Here is a 22738-nt window from a genome sequence, read left to right on the forward strand (position 1 = left end):
CCCTTCCGTCAGCACACACACGATCCGGCGGCGTACGCGCCGCCGGTACACGATAGTCCAGGAGACGACGATGACTGCTCTCGACGCGGCCGCAAGCCGCTCGCCCGCCGCGGCCGCCCAATCGGGCGAACTCGACCGCACCTACAAGAAAGTGTTCTGGCGCATCGTGCCGTTCCTGATGCTCTGCTACGTGGTCGCGTATCTCGACCGCGTGAACGTCGGCTTCGCCAAGCTGCAGATGTCGCAGGATCTCGCATTCAGCGAAACCGTGTTCGGGCTCGGCGCCGGGATTTTCTTCCTCGGCTACTTCCTGTTCGAACTGCCGAGCAACATGCTGATGCACCGCATCGGCGCGCGCATCTGGATCGCGCGGATCATGATCACGTGGGGGCTGCTGTCCGCGCTGTTCGCGTTCGTGAAGACGCCCACGCAGTTCTACGTGCTGCGCTTCCTGCTCGGCCTCGCGGAAGCCGGCTTCTACCCGGGCGTGATCCTGTACCTCACGTACTGGTTCCCGTCACACCGCCGCGCGAAGATCATCGCGGTGTTCATGTCCGCGATTCCGGTGTCGGGCATCTTCGGCAACCCGCTGTCGGGCTGGATCATGGAGCGCTTCCACGGCGGCTCGGGCTTCCACGGCTGGCAATGGATGTTCATGATCGAAGCCGTGCCGGCCGTGCTCGTCGGCATCGCGACGATCCTGTATCTCGACAACAGCATTCGCAGCGCGAAATGGCTCGACGAGCGCGAGAAGCAGTTGCTCGAAGACGAAATCGCCGCGCAGCCGCAGGAACAGCAGAAGCACGGCCATTCGCTGAAGGCCGTGTTCTCGGACCCGCGCATGTGGTGGATGTCGCTGATCTACTTCGCGTTCGTCACCGGCCAGTACGGGCTCACGTTCTGGATGCCGACGCTCGTGAAATCGACCGGCATCACCGATACGCTGCAGATCGGCCTGCTGTCGGCGATTCCGTTCGTCGTCGCGATCGTCGTGATGAACCTGTTCGGCCACAGCGCGGACAAGCGCCGCGAACGCCGCTGGCACCTGATCGTGCCGGCGCTGATGGGCGCGATCGGGTTTGCGGTCGCCGCGTCGTACTCGCACAATACGGCGGTGTCGATCGTGTTCCTGTCGCTCGCGGCAGGCGGCGTGCTGACCTGCGCGCCGCTGTTCTGGTCGCTGCCGACCGCGTTCCTCGCCGGCTCCGCGGCCGCGGCCGGGATCGCGATCATCAACTCGGTCGGCAACCTCGCCGGTTTCGCGAGCCCGTACGTGATCGGCTACCTGAAGGACGTCACGCACAGCACGTCGTCCGGCATGTACGTGCTCGCGGCGATGCTCGTGCTCGGCGCGATCGCGGTATGGCTCACGCCGCCCAAGCTCGTGAACCGCTGATCCGCCGCCGGCCGATTCATCATTCGACGCGGGGCGCATAGCGCCCCGCTCCCTTCATTCACAGGACCCGCTGCCATGCCCCGCTTCGCCGCCAACCTCTCGATGATGTATACCGAGCATGCGTTCCTCGAACGCTTCGCCGCTGCCGCCCATGACGGTTTCAAGGCCGTCGAGTACCTGTTCCCGTACGACTTCGCGGCCGAGGACATCCGCGCGCGCCTCGACGCGCACGGCCTCGAACAGGCGCTGTTCAACGCGCCGCCGGGCGACTGGGCCGCGGGCGAACGCGGCATTGCCTCGCTGCCGGGCCGCGAGGACGAATTCCGCCGCGGCATCGACCAGGCGCTCGACTATGCGCGCGTGATCGGCAACAGGAAGCTGCACGTGATGGCCGGCATGGTCGCGCCGAGCGCCGACCGCGCGCGCCATCGCGACACCTACCTGGCGAACCTGCGTCATGCGGCGCAGGCGGCGGCCGCGCACGGCATCACGATCCTGATCGAGCCGATCAACCAGCGCGACATGCCCGGCTATTTCCTGAGCCGCCAGGACGACGCGCAGGCGATCCGCACGGAAATCGGTGCACCGAACCTGAAGGTGCAGTTCGACTGCTACCACTGCCAGATCGTCGAAGGCGATCTCGCGATGAAGCTCAAGCGCGATTTCGCGGGCATCGGCCATATCCAGATCGCGGGCGTGCCTGAACGCCACGAGCCGGATGTCGGCGAACTCAACTACCCGTACCTGTTCGCGCTGATCGACGCACTCGGCTACGACGGCTGGATCGGCTGCGAGTATCGGCCGAAGGCCGGCACGTCGGAAGGCCTCGGCTGGCTCAAGCCGTACCTGTAATTCAAGCATTCCTCAGAGGGCAACCAACATGAAAGTACTGATCACCGGCGGCGCCGGCTTTCTCGGCCAGCGTCTTGCGCGCAAGCTGCTCGAGCGCGGCGAATTGACCGGCCCGGACGGTCGCAGCGAGAAGATCGACGAGCTGGTGCTGCTCGACGTCGTCAAGGGCAGCGATTTCGGCGATGCGCGCGTGACGTCGATCGTCGGCGACATCGCCGATCGCGCGGTGCTCGACAGCGCGATCGACACGCAGACGGGTGCGATCTTCCACCTCGCGGCGATCGTCAGCGGGCAAGCCGAAGCCGATTTCGATCTCGGCATGCGGATCAATCTCGACGCATCGCGCACGCTGCTCGAAGTGTGCCGCGCGCGCGGCCACCAGCCGCGTGTCGTGTTCACGAGCTCCGTCGCGGTGTACGGCGGCGCGCTGCCCGACGTCGTGCAGGACGACACCGCGCTGAACCCGCAATCGTCGTACGGCGCCGAGAAGGCGATCGCCGAACTGCTGCTGTGCGATTACGCGCGGCGCGGCTTCGTCGACGGCCGCGTGCTGCGGCTGCCGACCATCAGCGTGCGGCCCGGCCGCCCGAACGCGGCCGCGTCGTCGTTCGCGAGCGGCATCATCCGCGAGCCGCTGAACGGCGAGGAAAGCGTGTGCCCGGTGCCCGGCTCGACGCGGCTGTGGCTGCTGTCGCCGCGCGGCGCGATCGAAGCGCTCGTCGCCGGCTGTGAACTCGACAGCGCGAAGCTCGGCAACAAGCGCGTGATCAACCTGCCGGGGCTGTCGGTGTCGGTCGACGAGATGATCGCGGCGCTGCGCGACGTCGCGGGCGACGAGGTCGTCAAGCTGATCCGTCATGCGCCCGACGAACGCGTCGAGAAGATCGTCGGCAGCTGGCCGGGCCGCTGGGATACGTCGCGCGCGGAAGCGCTCGGGCTGAAGGGCGACACGTCGTTCGCGGACGTGATCCGCAGCCATATCGCGGACGAACGGCGCTGATTTGCGCCGGGCCGCCTCGACGCGGCCCGGCCGGACTTTCCGACGCGCCACGACGCGCGTCGCGTCCCGCCCGCGTGCCGGCCTACCCGGACGCTTCGCGTCGAGCGCGAGCGCCGGCATGAAGCACGCATCGGCGCCGGGACGACACCGCCCCCCCGCTCCACACGATTCGTATCCGCGCGACCCGCAGCGCGCGCGCCTCGCTCTGTCGCGATGCCGGCGGTCTCTCGCCACACGGGGACATGTCGGCCCCTAGTTGCCGACCTGCGCCGGCATGCCGGGTTCGGCCGCCGGCGTCGCCGACGCCGCCATGCGCGCCCGATCCTGCTCGGCGAGCTTCGCTTCCGCAGCCTGGATGTCGGCCGGATACTCGCCGTCGTCGCCCTTCGCCGGGTCGTACCCGGCCGCTTCGAGACGCATCAGTTCGTCGCGGACCTGCGCACGCGTCAGCGGGGCGGCCGCTTGCGCGAACGCCGACTGACCGGCGAGCGCACCGATCATCATCAGTAGTGCGACATATATTTTCATCATGAACTCCTTCAACGTGATGTACCGATCAACCATGGGACAGGCGTGAGCTGCGCATGCAGGCGGGTGGATCAGCTGCCGAAATAGATCGTGCAGAAGCTCGCGGGGCCGACGCATGCGGCGGTGCCCGGACGCGGCGACATCGCCGCCGGCTTGCCCGCTTCGGACGACAAGGCCGGATCGCTGCCGACCGCCGTGCTGGCCTGCCGCTGCGGCATCCGCTCGGCTTGATGCTGAAACAGCGGGCTCACGTCCGGATACGACGTATCGGTCACGAAGCGCAACCCGTTGTTTTCGGCATCGATCAGTTCCTGCCGGACCTGCTCGCGCGTGAGCGCCTGTGCCGACGCTTGCGTCGCGACACCTGCGAGAGACATTGCCGCCACCGTGGCGGCCACCAGCCAGTGCGTATTCATGTTCCACTCCTTCATCGATCAACGAGACGACGTGCTACACCCGTATGACGACGGAGGGGTCGTGTTTATTCCCGGCTTGCCATGCGCGCCGGCCGGACATTCAACTGTCATTCATTCGTCAGCCGGCGTAACCTGACGTAACGCAATGCCCGTCGCGCTTCGGGCAGACTGACCAGCACTTCATCCGGACCGCCCATCGATCGCCCATGTCCGCCGCCTACGACCATGCAGCCGCCCTGCTGCGCACGCTGTACGACCGCCATATCGACAGCGGTGCGGTGCTCGACGCGGCCGCATTCCCGGATGCCGAGCGTTTCGTGCGCGCGTGGCCCGCGATCCGCGCGGAGGCGCTGGCGGTAGCACGCGACATGCCGCGCATTCCGCGCTTTCACGAAATCATGCGCGAGCAGTACGACATCTCGGCCAACGACGCACGCGACTGGCGCATGTTCATCATGCAGGCGTACGGGCAGCCGTTTCCGCGCAACCTGTCGCGCTGCCCGACCGTCGCGTCGCTCGTCGCGGCGTCGCCGGACGTGCTGTCCGCGTCGCTGTCGTTCCTCGCGCCCGGCAAGCACATCCCGCCGCATCGCGGGCCGTTTCGCGGCATCCTGCGCGGGTATCTCGTGCTGTCGATGCCGACGCGCGCGGACGGTACGCCAGCCGCCGTGCTGAAGGTCGACGGGCACGAATACCGGCTCGACGAAGGCCGCTTCCTGCTGTGGGACGACACGTTCACGCACGAGGTGTGGAACGACAGCGACGCGGTGCGGATCGTGCTGCTGCTCGATATCCGCCGTCGCGGGATGCCGCGCTGGCTCACTTGGCTGTCGAATGCGGTGATCGGCGTCGTGCGGCTGGGGATCCGGATCCGGGGGCGGTCGATTCCGGTGTAGCCGCCGCCACCCTGCACGGCGCCTTCAATGCACCTTTCGGCGCGCGCCGGATCGCCTACACTACAAGCCGTCCCTTCGTGCGGCTCCTGCCAGCTACCGCCATGGCGCACCTCTTCTTCGCCGCGTCGATCCAGCGGCATGTCGAAACGCCCGAGCGCGACATCGACGCGCACACGGTCGGCGAAGCATTCGACACCATTTTCAGCGAGCAGCCACGGTTGCGCGGCTACATCGTCGACGACCAGGGCGCGCTGCGAAAGCACCTGTCGGTGTTCATCGACGGCCAGCCGATCCGCGACCGGCAGCGCCTGTCCGATACGCTCGGGACCACCAGCCGCGTGTATGTCGTGCAGGCGCTGACCGGCGGATAAAGGGACCGATGCACGGGCGCATCCCCATACCAAGTGCCGCCGTACCAAGGCGAACCATCCGGAGACATCGCACATGAACGATCGACTGCTCGTCGCCACCCGCAAGGGCCTGTTCGTCCTGCAACCGGACGGCAACGGCGGCTGGACGCCCGGCGAACCGCATTTCATCGGCGAGCCCGTCAGCATGGCGCTCGCCGATCCGCGCGACGGCACGCTGTACGCGGCGCTCAATCTCGGTCATTTCGGCGTGAAGCTGCATCGGCTGCGCGCAGGCGCCACCGACTGGGAGGAATGCGCAGTTCCGGTTTATCCGCCGCAGCCAGCCGATGTGTCGCCTGCCCGTGCCGACACGCGCGCAGACAGCGGCGACACCGACGACGAGCCTGCCGGATCGCCGCAACCGCCGTGGACGCTGCAGCAAATCTGGTCGCTCGAAGCCGGCGGCGCGGACGAACCCGGCGTGCTGTGGGCCGGCACGATTCCTGGCGGCCTGTTCCGCTCCGACGACCACGGCGACTCGTGGGTCCTCAACCGCGCGCTGTGGGATCGCCCCGAACGCGCCGAATGGGGCGGCGGCGGGTACGACGCGCCGGGCATCCATTCGGTGATGGTCGATCCGCGCGACAGCCGGCACGTCACCGTCGGCGTCTCGTGCGGCGGCGTCTGGCAGACCGTCGACGGCGGCGCGACCTGGCGCGTCACGGCGGAAGGCATGGAAGCCGACTACATGCCGCCCGAGCGGCGCGGCGAGCCGAACATGCAGGATCCGCACCGCGTCGTGCAGTGCGCGGCCAACCCGGACGTGCTGTGGACCCAGCATCACTGCGCGATCTTCCGCTCGACCGACGGCGGGGAACACTGGCGGCGCATCGAGGCAGAGCCGTCGAGCTTCGGTTTCGCGGTGGCCGTGCATCCGCACGAACCGGATACCGCGTGGTTCGTGCCGGCCGTGAAGGACGCGTGCCGGATCCCGGTGAACGGCCGGTTCGTCGTCACGCGCACGCGCGACGGCGGCCGCAGTTTCGAGAGTCTGTCGAACGGGTTGCCGGCCGCGCCGGCGTACGACCTCGTGTACCGGCACGGGCTCGCGGTGGACGATTCCGGCAGACGCCTCGCGATGGCGTCGACGACGGGCGGATTATGGACGTCCGCCGATGGCGGCGAGCACTGGCAACAGATATCGGCGCACTTGCCGCCGGTCTATTGCGTCAGCTTCGGGTAGCGGCGCGGCGCTCATCGGGCGCGATCCGCGCCACCGCGTCGCGGGTCCGGGCGATTTCCGCTTCGAGCCAGTCGAGAAACCGCCTGACCTGCGGCTCGCGCTCCCGCCCCGGCCGGCACAGCGCGACGAAGCGCGCGCCGTCGAGCCGCACCGCGGGATCGATCGGCATCAATGCGCCGCGCTCGACATGCTCGGCGGCCAGCACGGAGCTGAGCAGCGCGACACCCTGCCCGTGCAGCACGGCCTGCAACGCGTAATGCTCGTCGTCGTAATGGCGAAACACCGCGCGTTCGAGCCACGCTTCCCGGCCCGCCGCACGGCACCACGACGCCCAGTCGACCGACACGGGCAGCGGCGTGTCCCACACGGTCTCGATCAGATCGAGCGGCGCGTCCGTGCGATGCGCATCGAACCCGGCGGCCGCATACGCGCCGAAGTACTCGTCGATCAACGCAATCTCGTGCAGCGCGGGAAACTGGCGCGACGTCGCGCGAATCGCGAGATCGATCCGTGCATCGCGTTCGAGATCGACGAGCGCGTTTCCGGTTTCGACCTTGATGTGCAGATGCGGATCGACGCGGCGAAACGCACCGAGACGCGGAATCAGCCACATCGCCGCAAAGGCCGGCGTCGTGGTCAGCACGAGCGTGCGCTCGTCGGCCGCCTCCGGACGCACCGCGTCGAGCCCGCGACTCAACGCCAGCAACGCATCGTGACTCGCGCGAAACAGCCGCTCGCCTTCTTCGGTCAGCCGCACGCCGCCCGCGCCGCGCTCGAACAGCAGCACGCCGACGCGGCTCTCGAGCGCCTTGATCTGGTGCGACACGGCCGCCGGCGTCACGGACAACTCGTCCGCGGCAGCCTTGAACGTGCCGAGCCGTGCCGACGCTTCGAATACACGTAATGCGGTCAGGGGAATTTTCGAGAACACGGAGCCTCGCGGGCCGGATGCGGCCGGGTTGAATTGGATTCAATCCGGGTGAGATTAGGTGAATTGAAGCGGGTGCGCAACGCGGCTAGCCTTGCGGGACGTTGCGGCATGACGCCGCCGTCGAACCGGAGGAACCCGTGCAAGGCCTACCGCGCAGGATCACGCAGGCGGTGCTCTACGAAGCGATCGCCATTTCCTGCATCTCGCCCGTGATCGCGGCGATCTTCAAGCAGGACCTCGTCTACTCGGGTGCGCTGTCGGCGACGATGTCGGCGATCGCGATGCTGTGGAACCTGATCTTCAACGCACTGTTCGAGCGCTGGGAAGCGTCGCGCCGACAGCCGGCGCGTACGCTCGGGCGGCGCATCCTGCACGCCACCGGATTCGAGGGCGGACTGATCTTCATCCTCGTGCCGGTCGTGTCGGGGTGGCTCGACATCTCGTGGTTCGACGCGTTCGTCGTCGACATCGGGCTGTTCGCGTTCTTCTTCTGCTACGCGTTCGTGTTCCAGTGGGCGTTCGATCGCGTGTTCGACGTGCCGGCGGCGACGAAGGGATCGTGAGTCGGGCGCTTACGCCCCCGCGGCAATTTTCGGCAACTGCCAGCCGAAGCGCACCGCCGCCATTCGCAGCGCAAAGCACGCGACGCCGCCCAGCACGGCCGCGACGACGGGCGGGCAACCGAGTCGCCGGCACGACACGACGACGACCGCACCGAGCAGCGCCGCGCTCGCGTAGATGTCGGTGACCAGCACGACCGGTATCCGTGCGAGCAGCAGATCGCGCACCACGCCGCCCCCGCAGCCGGTCACGGCGCCCATCAGCGTGGCGATGAACGGGTGGACGCGAAATTCCAGCGCCTTCACCGCGCCCGCGACCGCGAACAGCGCGAGGCCGGCCGCATCGAGCGCCGTCAGCAGCGACGGCGGGAACGACGCGACCCGCGCATGAAACACGAACGCGAACAGCCCGGCGGCGAACGCGAGCGCCGGATAACGCCAGTCGCTCACGGCGCTCGGCGGGCGGGCGCCGATCAGCAGGTCGCGAATCACGCCGCCGCCAAGCGCGACGACGAGCGACAGCACCATCACCCCGAACAGGTCGAGTCCGGCGCCGATCGCCGCATTGGCGCCCTCGATCGCGAACACCGCCGTGCCCGCGAGATCGGCGGCGAGCACGACTTGCTCGATGCGCTTCATGCGAATGAACGGCCGCGGTGCGGGATCGCCCGGTTGCAGCCAGCATCGACCGAAGCGGTCGCGCCATTCGGTCGCGTGGCGGCTGCCGATTGCCATCCGGATGTATCGAGCGTGCTGCGGGTCATTGCCGTCTCCTCGATCGGGATCGAGCAGTCTAGCGCATCGCCGGCCAGCGGTCGGGCCAAGTGCGAAGCGGGCAGCAAAAAACCGGCGCAAGCAGGGCACCCTGCTTGCGCCGGCTCATCATGCACGTCAGGTTTTGGGTCGCAACCGCCAAGCCCGACAGGTCACCGTCAGTGCACGCCGAGGTACGCCTTCACCGCCGGCAGGCCCGGCTTGCCGTCGAGCGTCGTCACGCCCGCGAGCCACTTGTCGAGGGCTTGCGGATTCGCCTTCAGCCATTCGGCGGCGGCCTTGTTCGGATCCTGCTTGTTCATGATCGGCACCATCACGTGGTTCTCGATCGACGTCGTGAACTGCAGGTTCGACACGAACTTCGCGACGTTCGGGCAGCGCTGCGAGTAGTCGGGCGGCGTCGCCGTCAGCACCTTCGCCTCGCCGTAGTTCGGGCCGAACACGTCGTCGCCGCCGGTCAGGTAGTCGATCTTCATCTGCACGTTCATCGGATGCGGTTCCCAGCCGAGGAACACGATCCACTGCTTGTCGCGGATCGCGCGATTCACCTCGACCAGCATCCCGGCCTCGCTCGACTCGACCAGCTTGAACTTGCCGAGGCCGAACTGGTTGCCGTCGATCATCTTCTTGATCAGCGCATTGCCGTCGTTGCCCGGCTCGATCCCGTAGATCTTGCCGTTGAGCTTGTCGGCGTACTTCTGGATGTCCGCGAACGACTTCAGGCCGCCCTGGTACACGTAGTCGGGCACCGCGAGCGTGTATTTCGCGCCGGTCAGGTTGGGCGTCGCGAGCACCTTGATCGTACCGGCCTTCGTGAACGGCTGGATGATCGGGTCCATCGTCGGCGACCAGTAGCCGAGGAACACGTCGATCTGCTTGCTCTTGATCCCGGCGAACGTGATCGGCACCGACGCGATCGTCTTCGTCGGGTTGTAGCCGAGCCCCTGCAGCATCGTCGACGCGAGGCCCGTGGTCGCCGCGATGTCGGACCAGCCGACATCGGCGAAGCGCACGTTCTTGCATACGGGCGGATCGGCCGCATAAACGGCCGACATCGGCGCGGTCATCCCGATCCCGCACACCGCTGCGATCAATAGGCGCTTCATCTTGCTTCTCCTCAAAGTGATGTCGTTTGCTTGAATGCGGGATCGTTTATTGAAGCCGCGCGCCGCGATCCCGGCGACGTCGCGGACCGAATGACCGCCCGTTCAGCGCCCCGGCAGCCGGCGCTCGTAGCTCGGCGCATGGCCGAACTGCGCGCGGTATGCCTTGCTGAAATGGCACGGCGAATGAAACCCGCAGACCGTCGTCACGCGCGCGATCGATGCATCGGTCGTGCGCAGCAGGTCGCGTGCGCGCTTCAGGCGCAGCGTCAGGTAATAGTGGGTCGGCGAAACGTTCAGGTACACCTTGAACATGCGCTGCAGATGCCGCTGCGACAGCCGCACGAGCCGCGCGAGTTCCTCGAGCGACAGCGGCTCCTCGATGTTCGCCTCCATCAGCCGCACGACCTCGATCAGCTCCGCGCGCGAGAAGCCCACCCGCGCATCGACCGGAATCGGCTGCGTATCGGTCGAACTGCGGATGCGCTCGAGGATGAACTGCTCGGATACCTGCGCGGCCAGTTGCTGGCCGAAGCGCATGCCGACGAGGTTCAGCATCAGGTCGAGCGGCGCGGTGCCGCCGGTGCAGGTGAGCCGGTCGCGATCGACGACGAACAACTCGTCGGCAAAGCCCACCCGCGGAAATTCGGAATGCAGCGCGGACAGGTTTTCCCAGTGCACGGTGCAGCGATAGCCGTCGAGCAACCCGCTCGACATCAGCGCATAGGCGCCCGTGCAGATGCCGCCGAGCGGCAGCCCGCGTTCGGCGAGCGCCGCGAGCGTATCGCGCGCGCCCTCGTCGACCACGTCGCGGATGCGGATGCCGCCGCACACGATCATCACGTCGGGCAGGTTGTCGTAGTCGAGCGCCTGCGTGGGCCGCACCGCGATGCCGTTACTGGCATGCACGGGCGCGCCGTCGAGCGAGTAGATCGACCACTTGTAGTGTTCCGCCCGCCCGACGTAGTTCGCCATCCGAAGCACTTCGACCGCGCTCGAGAACGCGATCATCGAGAAGTTCGGCAGCGTCAGGAAGCCGAAATGGGCGAGGGACGAAACCGGTGAAACGCAGGCGGCGGGCGCGACAGCGACGGCGGACGTCACATCGGTCTCCTGGCGAGGAGGTTGCAGGGGGCCAGCCCCGCGGCCGAAGCCGCGGGAACCGTTATCTATTCAGGGTGTGCGGCCAGGTCGCTCCTGGCCGCCGAAGATCAGGCCTGTGCGGGCGCGGCCTTCACGCGAAACAGCTGCTTGAGGCCGGAGAACAGCGGCGCCTTCACGGTGCCCGGTGCGCGGCCGAAGCTCTCGGTGATGCGGTCCAGAATGATCGCGAGCAGCACGACCGACAGACCGCTTTCGAAGCCGAGACCGATGTCGAGGCGCTGGATACTCGCTAGCACGTCGTTGCCGAGGCCGCCCGCGCCGACCATCGACGCGATGATCACCATCGACAGCGCCATCATGATCGTCTGGTTCACGCCCTGCATGATCGACGGCAGCGCGTTCGGGAACTGCACCTTGTACAGCAGTTGCCACGGCGTGCAGCCGAACGCCTGGCCGGCTTCGACGATCTCGCGGTTCACGTGGCGGATGCCGAGGCTCGTGAGGCGCACCGCGGGCGGCATCGCGAAGATCACCGTCGACAGGATCCCCGGCACGCGGCCGAGACCGAACAGCATCGCGGCCGGAATCAGGTAGACGAAGGCCGGCATCGTCTGCATCAGGTCGAGGATCGGGCGCACGATCGCGGCGACCCACTTGCTCTTCGCGGCCCAGATGCCGAGCGGAATGCCGAGCACGAGGCTGATGATCGTCGACGACAGCGTGAGCCCGAGCGTGATGACCGTCTGGTCCCAGAAGCCGGTCGCGAAGATCAGCAGCAGCGACGCGGTGGTGAACAGCGCGAAGCGCCAGCCCACCCGCCACAGCCCGACGCCGATGAAGATCGCCATCATCAGCCACATCGGGATCGCCTGCAGGCCATGCTCGACGAATGCGGCGAGCCCTTCGATCGCCTGACCGATCGCGTCGAACGTCTTCGCGTCGTGGTCGAGCAGGTAGTGAACGGACTGGTCGACCCAGCTACCGAGCGGAATCATTTCAGACATGGGAGCCTCGCGAACGCGTGATGGCCTTCAGGATGAGCGCGCGATCGACCGAGCCGCAGTAGCAGCCGTCGTCGTCGACGACCGGCAGTGCATTCGGGCTCGCGACCACGCGCGCGACGACATGGTCGAGCGACGCATCGCGCCGGATGCTTTCGATCGGCCGCACGGACGGCGTGTCCTGGCCGATCGCGTCGCGCGTGACGAAGCCGCGGATCTTGCGCTGGGCATCGAGCACGAACGCGTATTCGGCGCTGCCGTTCAGCGACGCCGCGACGTTCGCGGCATCGCACTTCGACACGAGCGGCACGGCGCCCGTCTGCATCAGGTCGCCGGCCGTGAGATAGCGGCTGGTGTCGATGCCGTCGAAGAACGCGCGCACGTAATCGTCGGCCGGGTTCGCGATGATGTCCTGCGGCGTGCCGACCTGCACGAGGCGGCCGCCTTCCATGATCGCGATGCGGTTGCCGATGCGCAGCGCTTCCTCCAGATCGTGCGACACGAACATGATCGTGCGACGCTGTTCCTTCTGCAGTTGCAGCAGCACGTCCTGCATTTCGCGGCGCTTGAGCGGATCGAGTGCGGAAAACGCCTCGTCCATGATCATCAGCGACGGGTTCACGGCCAGCGCGCGGGCGAGGCCGACGCGCTGCTGCATGCCGCCCGACAGCTCGGACGGCAGCTTGTGCGAAAACGGCGCGAGGCCGACCTGCTCGAGCACTTCCATCGCGCGGCGCTCGCGCTCCTTCTTGCCCATGCCCGCGACTTCGAGCCCGAACGCGGCATTCGACACGACGGTGCGATGCGGCATCAGCGCGAACGACTGGAACACCATGCTCATGTCCTTGCGGCGCAGCGCGGTCAGCGCCGAGCGGCGCGCCGACGCGACGTCGAGCCCGTCGATCAGCACCTTGCCGGCGCTCGGATCGACCAGCCGGTTCACGAGGCGGATCAGCGTGGACTTGCCGGAGCCGGACAGGCCCATCAGCACGAAAATTTCGCCTTCCTGCACATCGAAGGAGACGTTGTGCACGCCGACGACCTGACCGGTGCGCTTGAGCACATCGTCCTTCGTCGCGCCGGCGGCGAGCATGTCGAGCGCCTGCTGCGGATTGCTTCCAAACACCTTGCACAGACCTTCGACCACAACCTTGGGGGCATCCATCGAAACCTTCTCCTCGTGTAGCGGGGACTCGCGCTTGTCATAGCGTGCCTACATAGTTGCCAGAAAAAACCCCGGCCTGCCGACGAATTACGACAAACGCTTGCGCAAATACGACACAGCCTCCGGCCCCGTCCGGCGGGCCGCGCCGCCGATTGCGGCGGCGCAATACGCGCCCGGCCAGCAACGACGGGCATCACCCGCCGGACTTGTGCGCAGCAGCGCGGCGAACGGCACATGAGGTTTTGCGTCAGGTCGCATCGGGCACGCGTCGTTTTGCGACAAATCGACGTCCGTTCCGGCGTCGATCTGCTCAGACGAAAGCGCGCATCCATTCGCCAGTAAAAAGCATGACCGTGCAAAAAGCCGGATGGCGACACCGAACGGCGCATGCCGCGATACCGCGTCACCCCCGGAATTCGGCGCGGGCACGCTGTGATACATTCCCCGCAAACACGCCGATCGCGACGATGCCGCGGGCCTTTCGCACGAGGGCCGAGCCGCACGGCGCGCGCATGCCGGTTCGCCTGCCGGCCGTGCTGAAACCGCCTCGATCCGGTGCGATCCGCGATCGAAGGACGATAACGATAGTGAGAGGGAGCAAGGCGTTGAACTGGGCATTCGCCGTAATCGGTTTCATCGTGGGCGGCATCGCTGCCTTGATCGGGGATTTCTCGGCCGGGAGCGGCTCGCTGCTCGGGGCCGCCGTCGGATTCTGCGTCGGGCACGCGCTGCGGCAACGCAAGCAGCAGAACCCGCGCGCCACGCCCGACGCGTTCGCGGTCTCCGCGACGCCGCCGCCCCCGTTACCGCTCGCCGATCGCGTCGCGCGCCTCGAAGCCACCGTCGACACGCTCACGCGCGAACTCGACGCGCTGCGTGCGCAACTCGCGGGCGCGACGGCCGGCGCGGCGACTTCCGGCGGCATCGCGCACACGGCTTCGGCGAGCGCCACATCCGCCCCGCTGCCGGCGCACTCCCCGACACCGCCCGTACCACCCGCGCAACCTGCTGTCGCACGGGCAGGTACATCGGCCTCCACCTCGGCACCGGCGCCCGCCTCGACGCTCGCGCCGGCAACCGCCGCGCGCCCGGCCGCATCCGCGCCTGCCCCCGTCGACACCACGACGATCCCCCCGGCCGCACCGGCCCGCGCTGTCCCGCCCGCACCCCGTGAACCCGGCATCGCCGAACGCGCATTCGGCGCCGCGCGCGACTGGCTGCTCGGCGGCAACACGGTCGTGCGCGTCGGGATCATCGTGCTGTTCTTCGGTGTCGCGTTCCTGCTCAAGTACGCGGCCGACAACGACATGCTGCCGATCGAGTTCCGCCTCGCGGGCACGGCGCTCGCCGCGGCCGCGCTGCTCGCGATCGGCTGGCGCGTGCGGGCGCGTCGCGCCGCGTACGGCCTCGTGCTGCAAGGCGGCGGCGTCGGCATCCTGTACCTGACGATCTTCGCCGCGACCAAGCTGTATGCATTGCTGCCCGTCGGCGCCGCGTTCCCGCTGATGGTCGCGGTCTGCGCGCTGAGCGCGTTCCTCGCGGTGCGGCAGGACGCGCTGCCGCTCGCATTCATGGGCAGCGCGGGCGGCTTCCTCGCGCCGATCCTGCTGTCGACCGGCCAGGGCAACCATGTCGCGCTGTTCAGCTACTACGCACTGCTGAACGCAGGGATCTTCGCGATCGCGTGGTTCAAGGCGTGGCGCCCGCTGAACCTGCTCGGCTTCGTGTTCACGTTCACGATCGGCTCCGCGTGGGGCGTGACCGCCTATCGTCCCGCGCTGTTCGCGAGCACCGAGCCGTTCCTCATCCTGTTCTTCCTGATGTATGTCGGCATCGCGCTGCTGTATGCGGTGAAACGCGAACTCGCGCTGCGACACTACGTGGACGGCACGCTCGTGTTCGGCACGCCGATCGTCGCGACCGCGCTGCAGGCGTCGCTCGTCAAAGGCATGCCGTTCGGGCTCGCGTGGAGCGCGGTCGCGCTGTCGGCGTTCTACGTCGCGGTCGCCGCATGGCTCGCGCGCCGCCGCGACCGCCTCGGCCTGCTGTTCGAATCGATGCTCGCGCTCGCGGTGATCTTCGCGACGCTCGCGGTGCCGCTCGCGTTCTCGGGGCCGACGACCAGCGCCGCGTGGGCCATCGAAGGCGCGGCCGTCGTGTGGCTCGGCGTGCGCCAGAAGCGCCTGCTCGCGTTCGGCTTCGGGCTGCTGATGCAGGTCGCCGCGGCCGGCGCGTTCTTCACGAGCCTGCTGGGCCCGGCCGACACGGCCGCGCTGCCGGTGCTCAACAGCCCGTATATCGCGATGCTGCTGATCGCGCTCGCCGGCCTGTTCACCGGCTGGTGGCTGCACGGGCGAGGCGAAGCGCGCGCGTGGCACGCATGGATGCCGGAGATCGGTGTCGCGGCCGCCGCGTGGGGGCTGCTGTGGTGGGTCAGCGGCGGGCTGCACGAGATCCTCGTCCATGCGAGCCGCCATGTCGACCTGCATGCCGACCGCTTCGTCGTCGATACGACCGCGCTGTTCGCGGCCGGCACCGCATGGCTCGCGCACGTCGCGCGCCGCCGGCTCGCATGGCCGCTCGCCGAATGGCCCGCGCTCGCGCTCACGCCGGTGCTGGCGCTGCTCGCGCTGCGCGCGTTCGACGCGCACGAAGCGCCGCTGTCGGGCATGGGCGCGTTCGCGTGGCCGATCGCCGTCGGCGCGGGGCTCGCGCTGCTGTGGCGCCAGTCGCGCAGCACGACCGGCGCCGCCGCCGCGAACGGCACGGCGTCCGCCGTTGCAGCAGGCATTCTCGCGCCGCTGCATACGCTGACGTTCTGGACCCTGTGCGGACTGTTCTCGCTCGAGGGTTTCTGGCGCCTGCGCACGTTCGTCCCGGAAGGCGCGTGGAGCTGGAGCGCATGGGCGTACGGCTTCGGCGCGCTGCTCCTGCTCGTATCGGGCCCCGGCTCGCGCCTGCGCTGGCCGGTCGCCGCGTTCCCGCGTGCGTATCAGGTGTGGGGAGCCGCGCCGCTCGCCGCGCTGCTGTGGCTCTGGAGCATCGCCAGCACGGCGAGCGACGGCGACGCCGCTCCGCTCTTCTGGCTGCCGCTGCTCAATCCGCTCGACGTCGCGCAGGGTCTCGTGTTCGTCGCGTTCGTCGCGTGGCTGCGTCGCCTGAAATCGCTCGGCCTCGCGTGGCATCCGCGCGTCGTCGACTATATGGCGATCGCGACCGTATTCCTGTGGTTCAACGCGCTGCTGCTGCGCACGCTGCATCACCGCTTCCACCTGGGCTACGACATCGACACCGTGCTGTCGTCGTTCGGCATCCAGCAGGTGTTCATGGTCGGCTGGAGCCTGTTCGCATTCGCCGGAATGTGGCTCACGCGCCGCGACGGCATCGCCCGCCTCTGTGCGTTCGCGTCGCTGCCGCTGATCGTCGTGATGTGGGCGTGGACCTTCTACGCGAACTTCACGCAGGACGGCGGAAGCTGGGCGCGCGTGCCGCTGTTCAACCCGCTCGATCTCGTGCTCGCGGTCGTCTATGCGCTCGCCGCGTCGTGGTTCGTGCGTGCGCGCAGGCTCGGCTGGTCGTTCGACGCGTATCGCGTCGAGTTGCTGGGTGCGGGCGGCGCGACCGGGTTCCTGTGGCTGAACGCGATCCTGCTGCGCACGCTGCATCACTGGGCCGGCGTGCCGTACGAATTCGGCGCGATGGCGGAGTCGACGCTCGTGCAGGCGTCGGTGTCCGTGTACTGGACGGTCTGCGCGCTCGCGATCACGATCTGGGCCACGCGCCGCGGGCTGCGACCGCTGTGGTTCGTCGGCGCCGCGCTGCTCGCGCTCACGGTCATCAAGCTGTTCCTGTTCGACCTGTCGCACGTCACCGGCATCGAGCGCATCGTGTCGTTCATCGGTATCGGCGTGCTGCTGCTGTTGATCGGCTATTTCTCGCCGCTGCCGCCGAAGGCCGCCGCGCAACAGGACGGCCAGCCATGAAACGACTCGCCGCCCTGTTCGGGCTGAGCCTGCTCGCGTCGTTCGCGGCAGCCGACGGCGCGCCGAACGCCGGCCGCGTCACGCAGCGCTTCGCGCTCGACCTCGACGGCAGCGCCGCGTATTACCAGCTCACCGTGCCGCAGCCCGTGTATGCGGCGAGCCGGCGCGACGACCTCGGCGACGTGCGCGTCTTCAACGGCGCGGGCGAGCCGGTGCCGTACTCGCTCGATGCACCCGCCGCGGCCGCATCCGGCGTGCCGCCGTCCCGCACGCCGGTGCACTGGTTCCCGCTGCCGCCCGTCCACGCCGAACACGGCAATGCGCCGCTCGGCGTGACGGTCGGCCCGGACGGCGCGCTGCGCGCGGCCGTCGCGACGCCTTCGCACGGCAGGCACGGCGCGGATCTCGTCGACCTGTCGCATGCCGACGGCAGCATCGATGCACTGCTCGTGCACGTGGACGACGACAGCTACCAGGGGCGCGTGTCCGTCGAAGCCAGCGACGACCTGCGCAGTTGGCGAGCGCTCGGCAGCACGCAGTTGCTGAAGGTCGGCCGCGGCAACGACATGCTGGTGCAGGAGCGCATCGCGCTCGAAGGCGCGGCGCCGCGCTACCTGCGGCTCGACTGGCTCGACGGCGCGCCCGCGATCGCGTCGATCGACGTCGAGACGCATCCGCGCGACGCGCGCGGCACCGACACGGCGTCCGTGCCGCGCCAGTGGCGCGATGCCGTGCGGATACGCGCCGGCGGTGCGCCCGGCGAGTATCTGTTCGACACCGACGGCGCGTATCCGGTCGACCGCGTGCGCATCGACCTGCCGCAGCCGAACACCGTCGCGCGCGCGACGCTGCAAAGCCGCGCCGATGCGCAGTCGCCGTGGCGCGACGTCGCGTCCGCCGTGCTGTTCCGGCTGCAGGGCAAGGGCGGCGAGCAGCGCAATCCACCGTTCGAGTTCGTCGCGAATACGGATCGCGCGTGGCGAATCGTCGTCGACATGCGCAACGGCGGGCTCGGCGGCGGCCAGCCGGCCGTCGCGATCGGCTGGCATCCGGCCGCGCTGACCTTCGTCGCGCGCGGCACGCCGCCGTTTACGCTCGGCGTCGGCGATGCGTCGCTCGTGTCGTCGGCCGTGAGCCGCGACGCACTGCTGGTCGGCATGGCGCCGGAAGTGCGGCCCGCCCGCGTCGGCGCGGCGCTGCCAGTGTCCGCGGTCGCGCCGGCGGCAGCCGCCGATGCGGATGCCGGGCGCCGCTACGTGCTGTGGGGCGCACTGGTGATTGCGGTCGGCGTGCTCGGCGCGATCGCATGGCGCCTCGCGAAAGGCGGCGGCGAGACGCGCGACCGCGACGAATGACGCCGACACGCGTTTGCGTGCCGCTCGACGCGGCGTTCATCGAGCAGGTTCGTTCCTTCGGCCATCGCGGCGCGTGACCACACCGGTTCATCGAGCGATCCGCGCCCCGTCTTCGCGGGAAGGCCACGCGACGCGCCTGCGGCACGAGCAGGCGCCCTGCCCGCCGCTATCGCGCCACGAAGCGGCCGTGCTGACGCGGCCGCCACGGCGACGACCGACGACTGGCCGCACCGGCCGCTCGGCGCGCCGCGAAACGTCCGGCGCGACGCCAGCCCGACTCGCGCCGGGCCATCGCGACGATGCGCGGCGCCCACGCCTGCATGACACGCCGCACCGCCGCCACGCGCGCAGCCAGCCGCGCTGCCGGCAACACGCGGCGTGCCGCACGTGCAACGGGCCGTTTGCACAGGATCGCGCTGTCGTAGCACTTGCCGGAGAAACGCATCACGTCGACCACCTCGAAACCCTGCGCGCCATAGAACGCCAGCAGGTGCGCAGCGGGATGCGGCGTATCCAGCGCGAGCAGCGCATAGCCGCGCAACGCGGCCCACTGCTCGGCGAACGACAGCAGCAACGCGCCGATCCCGCGGCTCTGGCAAGCCGGGTCCACCGCCACCTGACGCACGCTCGCGACGCCTTCGCGCCGGTACAACGAGCAGGCCGACGACGGATCGGTCGCATACAGCGTGGCCGTGCCGACGACACGCCCGCCGCACACGGCGACATAGCATTCGCCCGCTTCCGCGCGGCGGCGCGTGACGTCTTCGTCCTGATCGACGCACGTACAGTTGAGCCCCATCGCACCGAGCCGCGCGAACGCGCGGTGCAGCATCGGCGTGAGTTGTGCATAGCTGTCGACTGCCGGATCGAAACGCCGGACGATCACCCGATCGGCACACACCAAAGGCGGTGCGGCAGGGGTGCGTTCGGCGATCGCGTTCCAGGGTATCGACATGGCCAGGCTCCGTGGTGAAGATGCACGAAGTCTAGGAGCGCGCCGGCAGCCGTCGCAAGAAAAAATGTCGTAAAAATCCCGGGGTAGCGCGGGTGGCGGAGGACGTGGTGGAGACGGTGCGTTCCGATGCAGCGTGCGCGTCTTGGCGAACGCATCGAAGCACCGGTCGTTGTTCGCGCAAGCAACCGAGCACGCCATGAAGTCGCGCGGCGAGGCCCGTCCCCGGCGCGCACGCCGTTGACACGTGCCATCCCACACTCCAGACTCGCTGCTCCGTCACCGCATCGCGAGCGCCCATGATCACCTGCTTCCTTCGCTACGTCGTCGATCCGTACAAACTCGTCGAATTCGAAACCTACGGCAAGATGTGGATTCCGCTCGTCGAGCAGTTCGGCGGCACGCATCACGGTTACTTCCTGCCGTCCGAAGGCGCGAGCAACATCGCGCTCGCGATGTTCTCGTTCCCGAGCCTCGCCGAATACGAGCGTTACCGCGAACGCTCGAAGGACGATCCGGCCTGCCAGGCCGCGTTCCGCTACGCGGAGGAAACGCGCTGCATCGTCAGCTACGAGCGCAGCTTCTTCCGGCCGGTGTTCGAGTAACGGGCCGCGCCGCCGCGCATCGCACCCCGTTTTCCGGTCGAGGACGAAAAAAAGCCCCGCCTGCATCCGCGCGGCGGGGCCAACCCATGTCAGTAGAGACATCATGGAGGAGACGAGTCCATCTTATCGACCGTGGCGCACCGTCCCAACCAAGCATTTCTGCTATCGATCTGCGCGGCCGCGCACACGATTGCCCCCGCCACGCGGCATATCGATAGAACGAAAAGTCGTTTTCAGAGTGGCGACGGGGTCGTTACCATCTGGTTTTAAGCCTGTGCTTAGCCGGGCAAGCCAATCCCAGGAGCGCCCCTTGACTGCATTCGATCAACACCGCCGCCCGTTCGTCGTCGGCATCGGCGGGACCACCCGAGCCGCATCGTCCACCGAACGCGCACTGTCGTTCGCACTGCGCGGCGCGCAGGCCGCCGGCGCACGCACGCGCCTGTTCGACGGCCCGTTCCTGCATACGCTGCCGCACTACGCCCCCGAACACAAAACGCTGACCGACGCGCAGCGCGAGCTGATCGACGCCGTGCGCCAGGCCGACGCGATCATCATCGCGACGCCCGGCTATCACGGCGGCGTGTCCGGTCTCGTGAAGAACGCGCTCGACACGCTCGAGGAACTGCGCGCGGACGAACGCCCGTATCTCGACGGCCGCGCGGTCGGCCTGATCGTCACCGCGTACGGCTGGCAGGCGGCCGGCACCGTGCTGACGTCGCTGCGCTCGATCGTTCATGCGCTGCGCGGCTGGCCGACGCCGTTCGGCGCAACCGTCAACACGCTGGAAACGCGCTTCGAAAGCGCCGACAGCTGCTCGGATCCGAAGGTGGTGGCACAGCTCGAGACGGTCGGCGCGCAAGCGGCCGAATTCGCGCTCGCGTTCGCGTCGCATCGTGCGGCCTCGCACGCGGCCTCGGTCGATGCGCTCGCGCCCGTACTGAAGGTCGCCAACCAGTAACCTCCGCATTCCGCCGCGCGGCCCTGATCGACAAGATTCGACGGGGCCGCGCGGCGCGTCTTCCCGCGCATGGCGATGTGCCGGACGCGCCGTCTTCGCCCCTCGCACATACCGTTTCCGCGTACCACCCCGATAACGATTCAGCCCGCCGCGTGATTTGCATTGGCCGAAAGATTGGTTCACGCCGCCGGCAGGTTTTCGTACGCTGAAAGTCCGAACTTTTTCCGCGCACGCCATGAACCGTACGATCCGCTACAAGGGCTATGAAGTCGCTCCCGCTGCCGCCCGGTTGCCGAACGGGCTGTTCGCCGCCAACCTGACCATCGAACGCGCGAGCGGCGGGCCGTCGCCGCGCTCCGTGTCGTTCGACGCCATCGATTTCTTCTTCGAGGAAGAACACGCCCTCGCCTACGCGTCGCGCTGGGGCCGCCTCTGGGTCGACACGAACGCGTGACATCCGCGGGGCCGGCGTGCCCATGGCCGCTCGAAAATACGCGATGACGGAAGCTGTGCAAGAATCTTTCGATCCGTAATCGCATAACAATAGCCATGACTGACACGCTGCAGGAAGAGCATGCAGCCGCAGATCACGCGATGCGCAACTGGACCTTCGAGAGGCAAGGTTCGGTCCGGATCGGTTCCGATGCGCACAAGCAGATGTTCTGTCGGATGCTGCTCGACACACACAACCCGTACAAGCCGGCCGTGATCGACTGGCCGGCACTCCAGCCGGCCGAACTCAGGCGGCTCACGTCGCTGCCGATCTGGGACATCGCGGTGCAAACCGAAGGCCGCGCGTCGATCCGCGTGGCGACCTACGCCGCGACGGTCGACGATCCGCTGCTGCGCCGCGCGCTCGAGATGGACGGCGGCGAGGAAGCCCGCCACAAGGTCGTGCTGTCGAAGCTCGTCGAGGCGTACGGCATCCAGTTGGCGCCCGAGCCGCCCTATCCGGCACCGAAGGACCCCGAATGGTCGTGGATGATGACGGGCTTCAGCGAATGCATCGACAGCTTTTTCGCGTTCGGCCTGTTCCGCTCCGCGCAGCGCTCCGGCTATTTCCCGCCCGAACTGGTCGAAACCTTCGAGCCCGTGATCCAGGAAGAAGGCCGCCACATCCTGTTCTTCGTGAACTGGTACGCGTGGTACTGGCGCACGATGCCGTGGTGGCGCCGGCCGTGGTTCTTCGCCCGCGTGGCGGCCGTGTGGGTGCAACTGATCCGCGACCGCATGAGCATCGCGCGCGGCATCGATGCCGACGGCGCCGCGCGTGACGCGAATTTCCCGGCTACCGGCACCGCCGACATCGGCGATGCGCTGAACCCGCGCGAGCTGATCGAGCTGTGTCTCGCGGAGAACGACCGGCGGATGGCCGGATACGACAAGCGCCTGCTGCGCCCGATGTTCGTGCCGCGGATGGCGCGGTTCGCGCTGCGGTTTCTGAAGAAGTGAAGTCGAAGGCTTGCCGCCGGTCATGCGGCAAGCCCCCGGTTGGGTCCACGCCCGTGGACCGAATGTGGCGTGCGCGACACATTCGATCAATCCCTATTTTTCTTCGACACG

Annotated in this window: 22 protein-coding genes and 1 pseudogene; 13 read left to right on the forward strand and 10 right to left on the reverse strand. The window is 68.2% G+C overall.

The window, feature by feature from the left end; translation table 11 throughout:
• Positions 1-70 precede the first annotated feature (70 nt).
• The 3 genes from KU887_RS23740 to denD all read left to right on the forward strand — a co-directional run bounded on the left by KU887_RS23740 (position 71) and on the right by denD (position 3248).
• Entirely contained in the window at positions 71-1396 is a 1326-nt protein-coding gene (locus tag KU887_RS23740) for an MFS transporter (protein WP_006489121.1), read from the forward strand.
• Positions 1397-1471: 75 nt separating this feature from the next.
• Positions 1472-2248: a 2-oxo-tetronate isomerase gene (gene otnI / locus KU887_RS23745; protein WP_058903495.1), complete on the forward strand. Its 777-nt coding sequence runs from the start codon at positions 1472-1474 to the stop codon at positions 2246-2248.
• A 28-nt stretch (positions 2249-2276) separates the two neighbouring features.
• Positions 2277-3248 carry a D-erythronate dehydrogenase gene (gene denD / locus KU887_RS23750; RefSeq protein ID WP_006496821.1) on the forward strand — a complete coding sequence of 324 codons (972 nt, stop codon included), beginning with the start codon at positions 2277-2279 and terminating at the stop codon, positions 3246-3248.
• Positions 3249-3500: 252 nt separating this feature from the next.
• Here the strand turns inward: denD and KU887_RS23755 are convergent, their stop codons facing one another.
• Positions 3501-3776 (reverse strand): DUF4148 domain-containing protein, encoded by a 276-nt coding sequence (locus KU887_RS23755; protein ID WP_058903496.1) that lies wholly within the window; start codon positions 3774-3776, stop codon positions 3501-3503.
• Positions 3777-3847: 71 nt separating this feature from the next.
• Complete coding sequence (locus tag KU887_RS23760; protein ID WP_006496820.1) at positions 3848-4192, reverse strand: DUF4148 domain-containing protein; 345 nt, start codon at positions 4190-4192, stop codon at positions 3848-3850.
• A gap of 206 nt (positions 4193-4398) precedes the next feature.
• Here KU887_RS23760 and KU887_RS23765 point away from each other — a divergent pair, with 206 nt between their 5' ends.
• From KU887_RS23765 to KU887_RS23775, 3 genes are all read left to right on the forward strand, one after another.
• Complete coding sequence (locus tag KU887_RS23765) at positions 4399-5088, forward strand: aspartyl/asparaginyl beta-hydroxylase domain-containing protein (RefSeq protein WP_006489133.1); 690 nt, start codon at positions 4399-4401, stop codon at positions 5086-5088.
• A gap of 101 nt (positions 5089-5189) precedes the next feature.
• On the forward strand, positions 5190-5459 hold the full coding sequence (locus KU887_RS23770; protein ID WP_058903498.1) for a MoaD/ThiS family protein: 270 nt from the start codon (positions 5190-5192) through the stop codon (positions 5457-5459).
• 73 nt (positions 5460-5532) lie between these two features.
• A complete protein-coding gene (locus KU887_RS23775; protein WP_058903499.1) occupies positions 5533-6681 on the forward strand; it encodes a hypothetical protein in 1149 nt (382 codons plus the stop codon).
• Here the strand turns inward: KU887_RS23775 and KU887_RS23780 are convergent.
• Positions 6668-7612: a LysR substrate-binding domain-containing protein gene (locus KU887_RS23780; protein WP_006496818.1), complete on the reverse strand. Its 945-nt coding sequence runs from the start codon at positions 7610-7612 to the stop codon at positions 6668-6670. The two genes, KU887_RS23775 and KU887_RS23780, sit on opposite strands and share 14 nt — an antisense overlap.
• 137 nt (positions 7613-7749) lie before the next feature.
• On the opposite strand from KU887_RS23780, the gene KU887_RS23785 reads away from it, so the two are divergent.
• A complete protein-coding gene (locus tag KU887_RS23785) occupies positions 7750-8175 on the forward strand; it encodes a PACE efflux transporter (RefSeq protein WP_012493547.1) in 426 nt (141 codons plus the stop codon).
• A gap of 9 nt (positions 8176-8184) precedes the next feature.
• Here KU887_RS23785 and KU887_RS23790 read toward each other — a convergent pair whose 3' ends face one another.
• From KU887_RS23790 to KU887_RS23815, 6 genes and pseudogenes are all read right to left on the reverse strand, one after another.
• The gene (locus KU887_RS23790; RefSeq protein ID WP_006489127.1) at positions 8185-8907 is read right to left on the reverse strand and encodes a trimeric intracellular cation channel family protein; all 723 of its coding nucleotides are present in this window, start codon (positions 8905-8907) and stop codon (positions 8185-8187) included.
• A gap of 197 nt (positions 8908-9104) precedes the next feature.
• Complete coding sequence (locus tag KU887_RS23795) at positions 9105-10052, reverse strand: choline ABC transporter substrate-binding protein (RefSeq protein WP_006496815.1); 948 nt, start codon at positions 10050-10052, stop codon at positions 9105-9107.
• 102 nt (positions 10053-10154) lie between these two features.
• Positions 10155-11153, reverse strand: coding sequence for a GlxA family transcriptional regulator (locus KU887_RS23800; RefSeq protein ID WP_006489109.1), 999 nt, complete (start codon positions 11151-11153; stop codon positions 10155-10157).
• A gap of 107 nt (positions 11154-11260) precedes the next feature.
• Complete coding sequence (choW, locus tag KU887_RS23805) at positions 11261-12157, reverse strand: choline ABC transporter permease subunit (protein ID WP_006491873.1); 897 nt, start codon at positions 12155-12157, stop codon at positions 11261-11263.
• Positions 12150-13441, reverse strand: a pseudogene (locus tag KU887_RS23810) (glycine betaine/L-proline ABC transporter ATP-binding protein); the annotation flags it as partial. The pseudogene KU887_RS23810 and the gene choW, both read right to left, overlap by 8 nt.
• Positions 13407-13760: a hypothetical protein gene (locus KU887_RS23815; RefSeq protein WP_006489122.1), complete on the reverse strand. Its 354-nt coding sequence runs from the start codon at positions 13758-13760 to the stop codon at positions 13407-13409. The pseudogene KU887_RS23810 and the gene KU887_RS23815, both read right to left, overlap by 35 nt.
• A 164-nt stretch (positions 13761-13924) precedes the next feature.
• On the opposite strand from KU887_RS23815, the gene KU887_RS23820 reads away from it, so the two are divergent.
• Complete coding sequence (locus KU887_RS23820; protein ID WP_258255612.1) at positions 13925-17302, forward strand: DUF2339 domain-containing protein; 3378 nt, start codon at positions 13925-13927, stop codon at positions 17300-17302.
• Positions 17299-18657, forward strand: coding sequence for a DUF3999 domain-containing protein (locus KU887_RS23825; protein WP_258255613.1), 1359 nt, complete (start codon positions 17299-17301; stop codon positions 18655-18657). The genes KU887_RS23820 and KU887_RS23825 overlap by 4 nt, the downstream gene beginning before the upstream one ends.
• A 166-nt stretch (positions 18658-18823) precedes the next feature.
• Here the strand turns inward: KU887_RS23825 and KU887_RS23830 are convergent, their stop codons facing one another.
• Positions 18824-19612 (reverse strand): GNAT family N-acetyltransferase, encoded by a 789-nt coding sequence (locus tag KU887_RS23830; protein WP_062884962.1) that lies wholly within the window; start codon positions 19610-19612, stop codon positions 18824-18826.
• 296 nt (positions 19613-19908) lie between these two features.
• On the opposite strand from KU887_RS23830, the gene KU887_RS23835 reads away from it, so the two are divergent.
• From KU887_RS23835 to KU887_RS23850, 4 genes are all read left to right on the forward strand, one after another.
• Positions 19909-20214 carry an NIPSNAP family protein gene (locus tag KU887_RS23835; protein ID WP_006490913.1) on the forward strand — a complete coding sequence of 102 codons (306 nt, stop codon included), beginning with the start codon at positions 19909-19911 and terminating at the stop codon, positions 20212-20214.
• Between the two features lie 310 nt (positions 20215-20524).
• Positions 20525-21175 carry an NADPH-dependent FMN reductase gene (locus KU887_RS23840; protein WP_006490914.1) on the forward strand — a complete coding sequence of 217 codons (651 nt, stop codon included), beginning with the start codon at positions 20525-20527 and terminating at the stop codon, positions 21173-21175.
• Between the two features lie 235 nt (positions 21176-21410).
• Complete coding sequence (locus KU887_RS23845; protein ID WP_006480563.1) at positions 21411-21629, forward strand: hypothetical protein; 219 nt, start codon at positions 21411-21413, stop codon at positions 21627-21629.
• 95 nt (positions 21630-21724) lie between these two features.
• Complete coding sequence (locus KU887_RS23850; protein WP_006490910.1) at positions 21725-22627, forward strand: hypothetical protein; 903 nt, start codon at positions 21725-21727, stop codon at positions 22625-22627.
• Positions 22628-22738: the final 111 nt, after the last annotated feature.

The sequence above is a fragment of the Burkholderia sp. EMB26 genome (assembly GCF_024730645.1).
Lineage (GTDB): Bacteria > Pseudomonadota > Gammaproteobacteria > Burkholderiales > Burkholderiaceae > Burkholderia > Burkholderia cenocepacia.

Excerpts from the sequence above, each read along its gene's own strand:
- KU887_RS23740 (WP_006489121.1), top strand. The coding sequence starts at position 71 with ATGACTGCTCTCGACGCGGCCGCAAGCCGCTCGCCCGCCGCGGCCGCC.
- otnI (WP_058903495.1), top strand. The coding sequence starts at position 1,472 with ATGCCCCGCTTCGCCGCCAACCTCTCGATGATGTATACCGAGCATGCG.
- denD (WP_006496821.1), top strand. The coding sequence starts at position 2,277 with ATGAAAGTACTGATCACCGGCGGCGCCGGCTTTCTCGGCCAGCGTCTT.
- KU887_RS23755 (WP_058903496.1), bottom strand. The coding sequence starts at position 3,776 with ATGAAAATATATGTCGCACTACTGATGATGATCGGTGCGCTCGCCGGT.
- KU887_RS23760 (WP_006496820.1), bottom strand. The coding sequence starts at position 4,192 with ATGAATACGCACTGGCTGGTGGCCGCCACGGTGGCGGCAATGTCTCTC.
- KU887_RS23765 (WP_006489133.1), top strand. The coding sequence starts at position 4,399 with ATGTCCGCCGCCTACGACCATGCAGCCGCCCTGCTGCGCACGCTGTAC.
- KU887_RS23770 (WP_058903498.1), top strand. The coding sequence starts at position 5,190 with ATGGCGCACCTCTTCTTCGCCGCGTCGATCCAGCGGCATGTCGAAACG.
- KU887_RS23775 (WP_058903499.1), top strand. The coding sequence starts at position 5,533 with ATGAACGATCGACTGCTCGTCGCCACCCGCAAGGGCCTGTTCGTCCTG.
- KU887_RS23790 (WP_006489127.1), bottom strand. The coding sequence starts at position 8,907 with ATGGCAATCGGCAGCCGCCACGCGACCGAATGGCGCGACCGCTTCGGT.
- KU887_RS23795 (WP_006496815.1), bottom strand. The coding sequence starts at position 10,052 with ATGAAGCGCCTATTGATCGCAGCGGTGTGCGGGATCGGGATGACCGCG.
- choW (WP_006491873.1), bottom strand. The coding sequence starts at position 12,157 with ATGTCTGAAATGATTCCGCTCGGTAGCTGGGTCGACCAGTCCGTTCAC.
- KU887_RS23815 (WP_006489122.1), bottom strand. The coding sequence starts at position 13,760 with ATGTATCACAGCGTGCCCGCGCCGAATTCCGGGGGTGACGCGGTATCG.
- KU887_RS23825 (WP_258255613.1), top strand. The coding sequence starts at position 17,299 with ATGAAACGACTCGCCGCCCTGTTCGGGCTGAGCCTGCTCGCGTCGTTC.
- KU887_RS23830 (WP_062884962.1), bottom strand. The coding sequence starts at position 19,612 with ATGTCGATACCCTGGAACGCGATCGCCGAACGCACCCCTGCCGCACCG.
- KU887_RS23835 (WP_006490913.1), top strand. The coding sequence starts at position 19,909 with ATGATCACCTGCTTCCTTCGCTACGTCGTCGATCCGTACAAACTCGTC.
- KU887_RS23845 (WP_006480563.1), top strand. The coding sequence starts at position 21,411 with ATGAACCGTACGATCCGCTACAAGGGCTATGAAGTCGCTCCCGCTGCC.
- KU887_RS23850 (WP_006490910.1), top strand. The coding sequence starts at position 21,725 with ATGACTGACACGCTGCAGGAAGAGCATGCAGCCGCAGATCACGCGATG.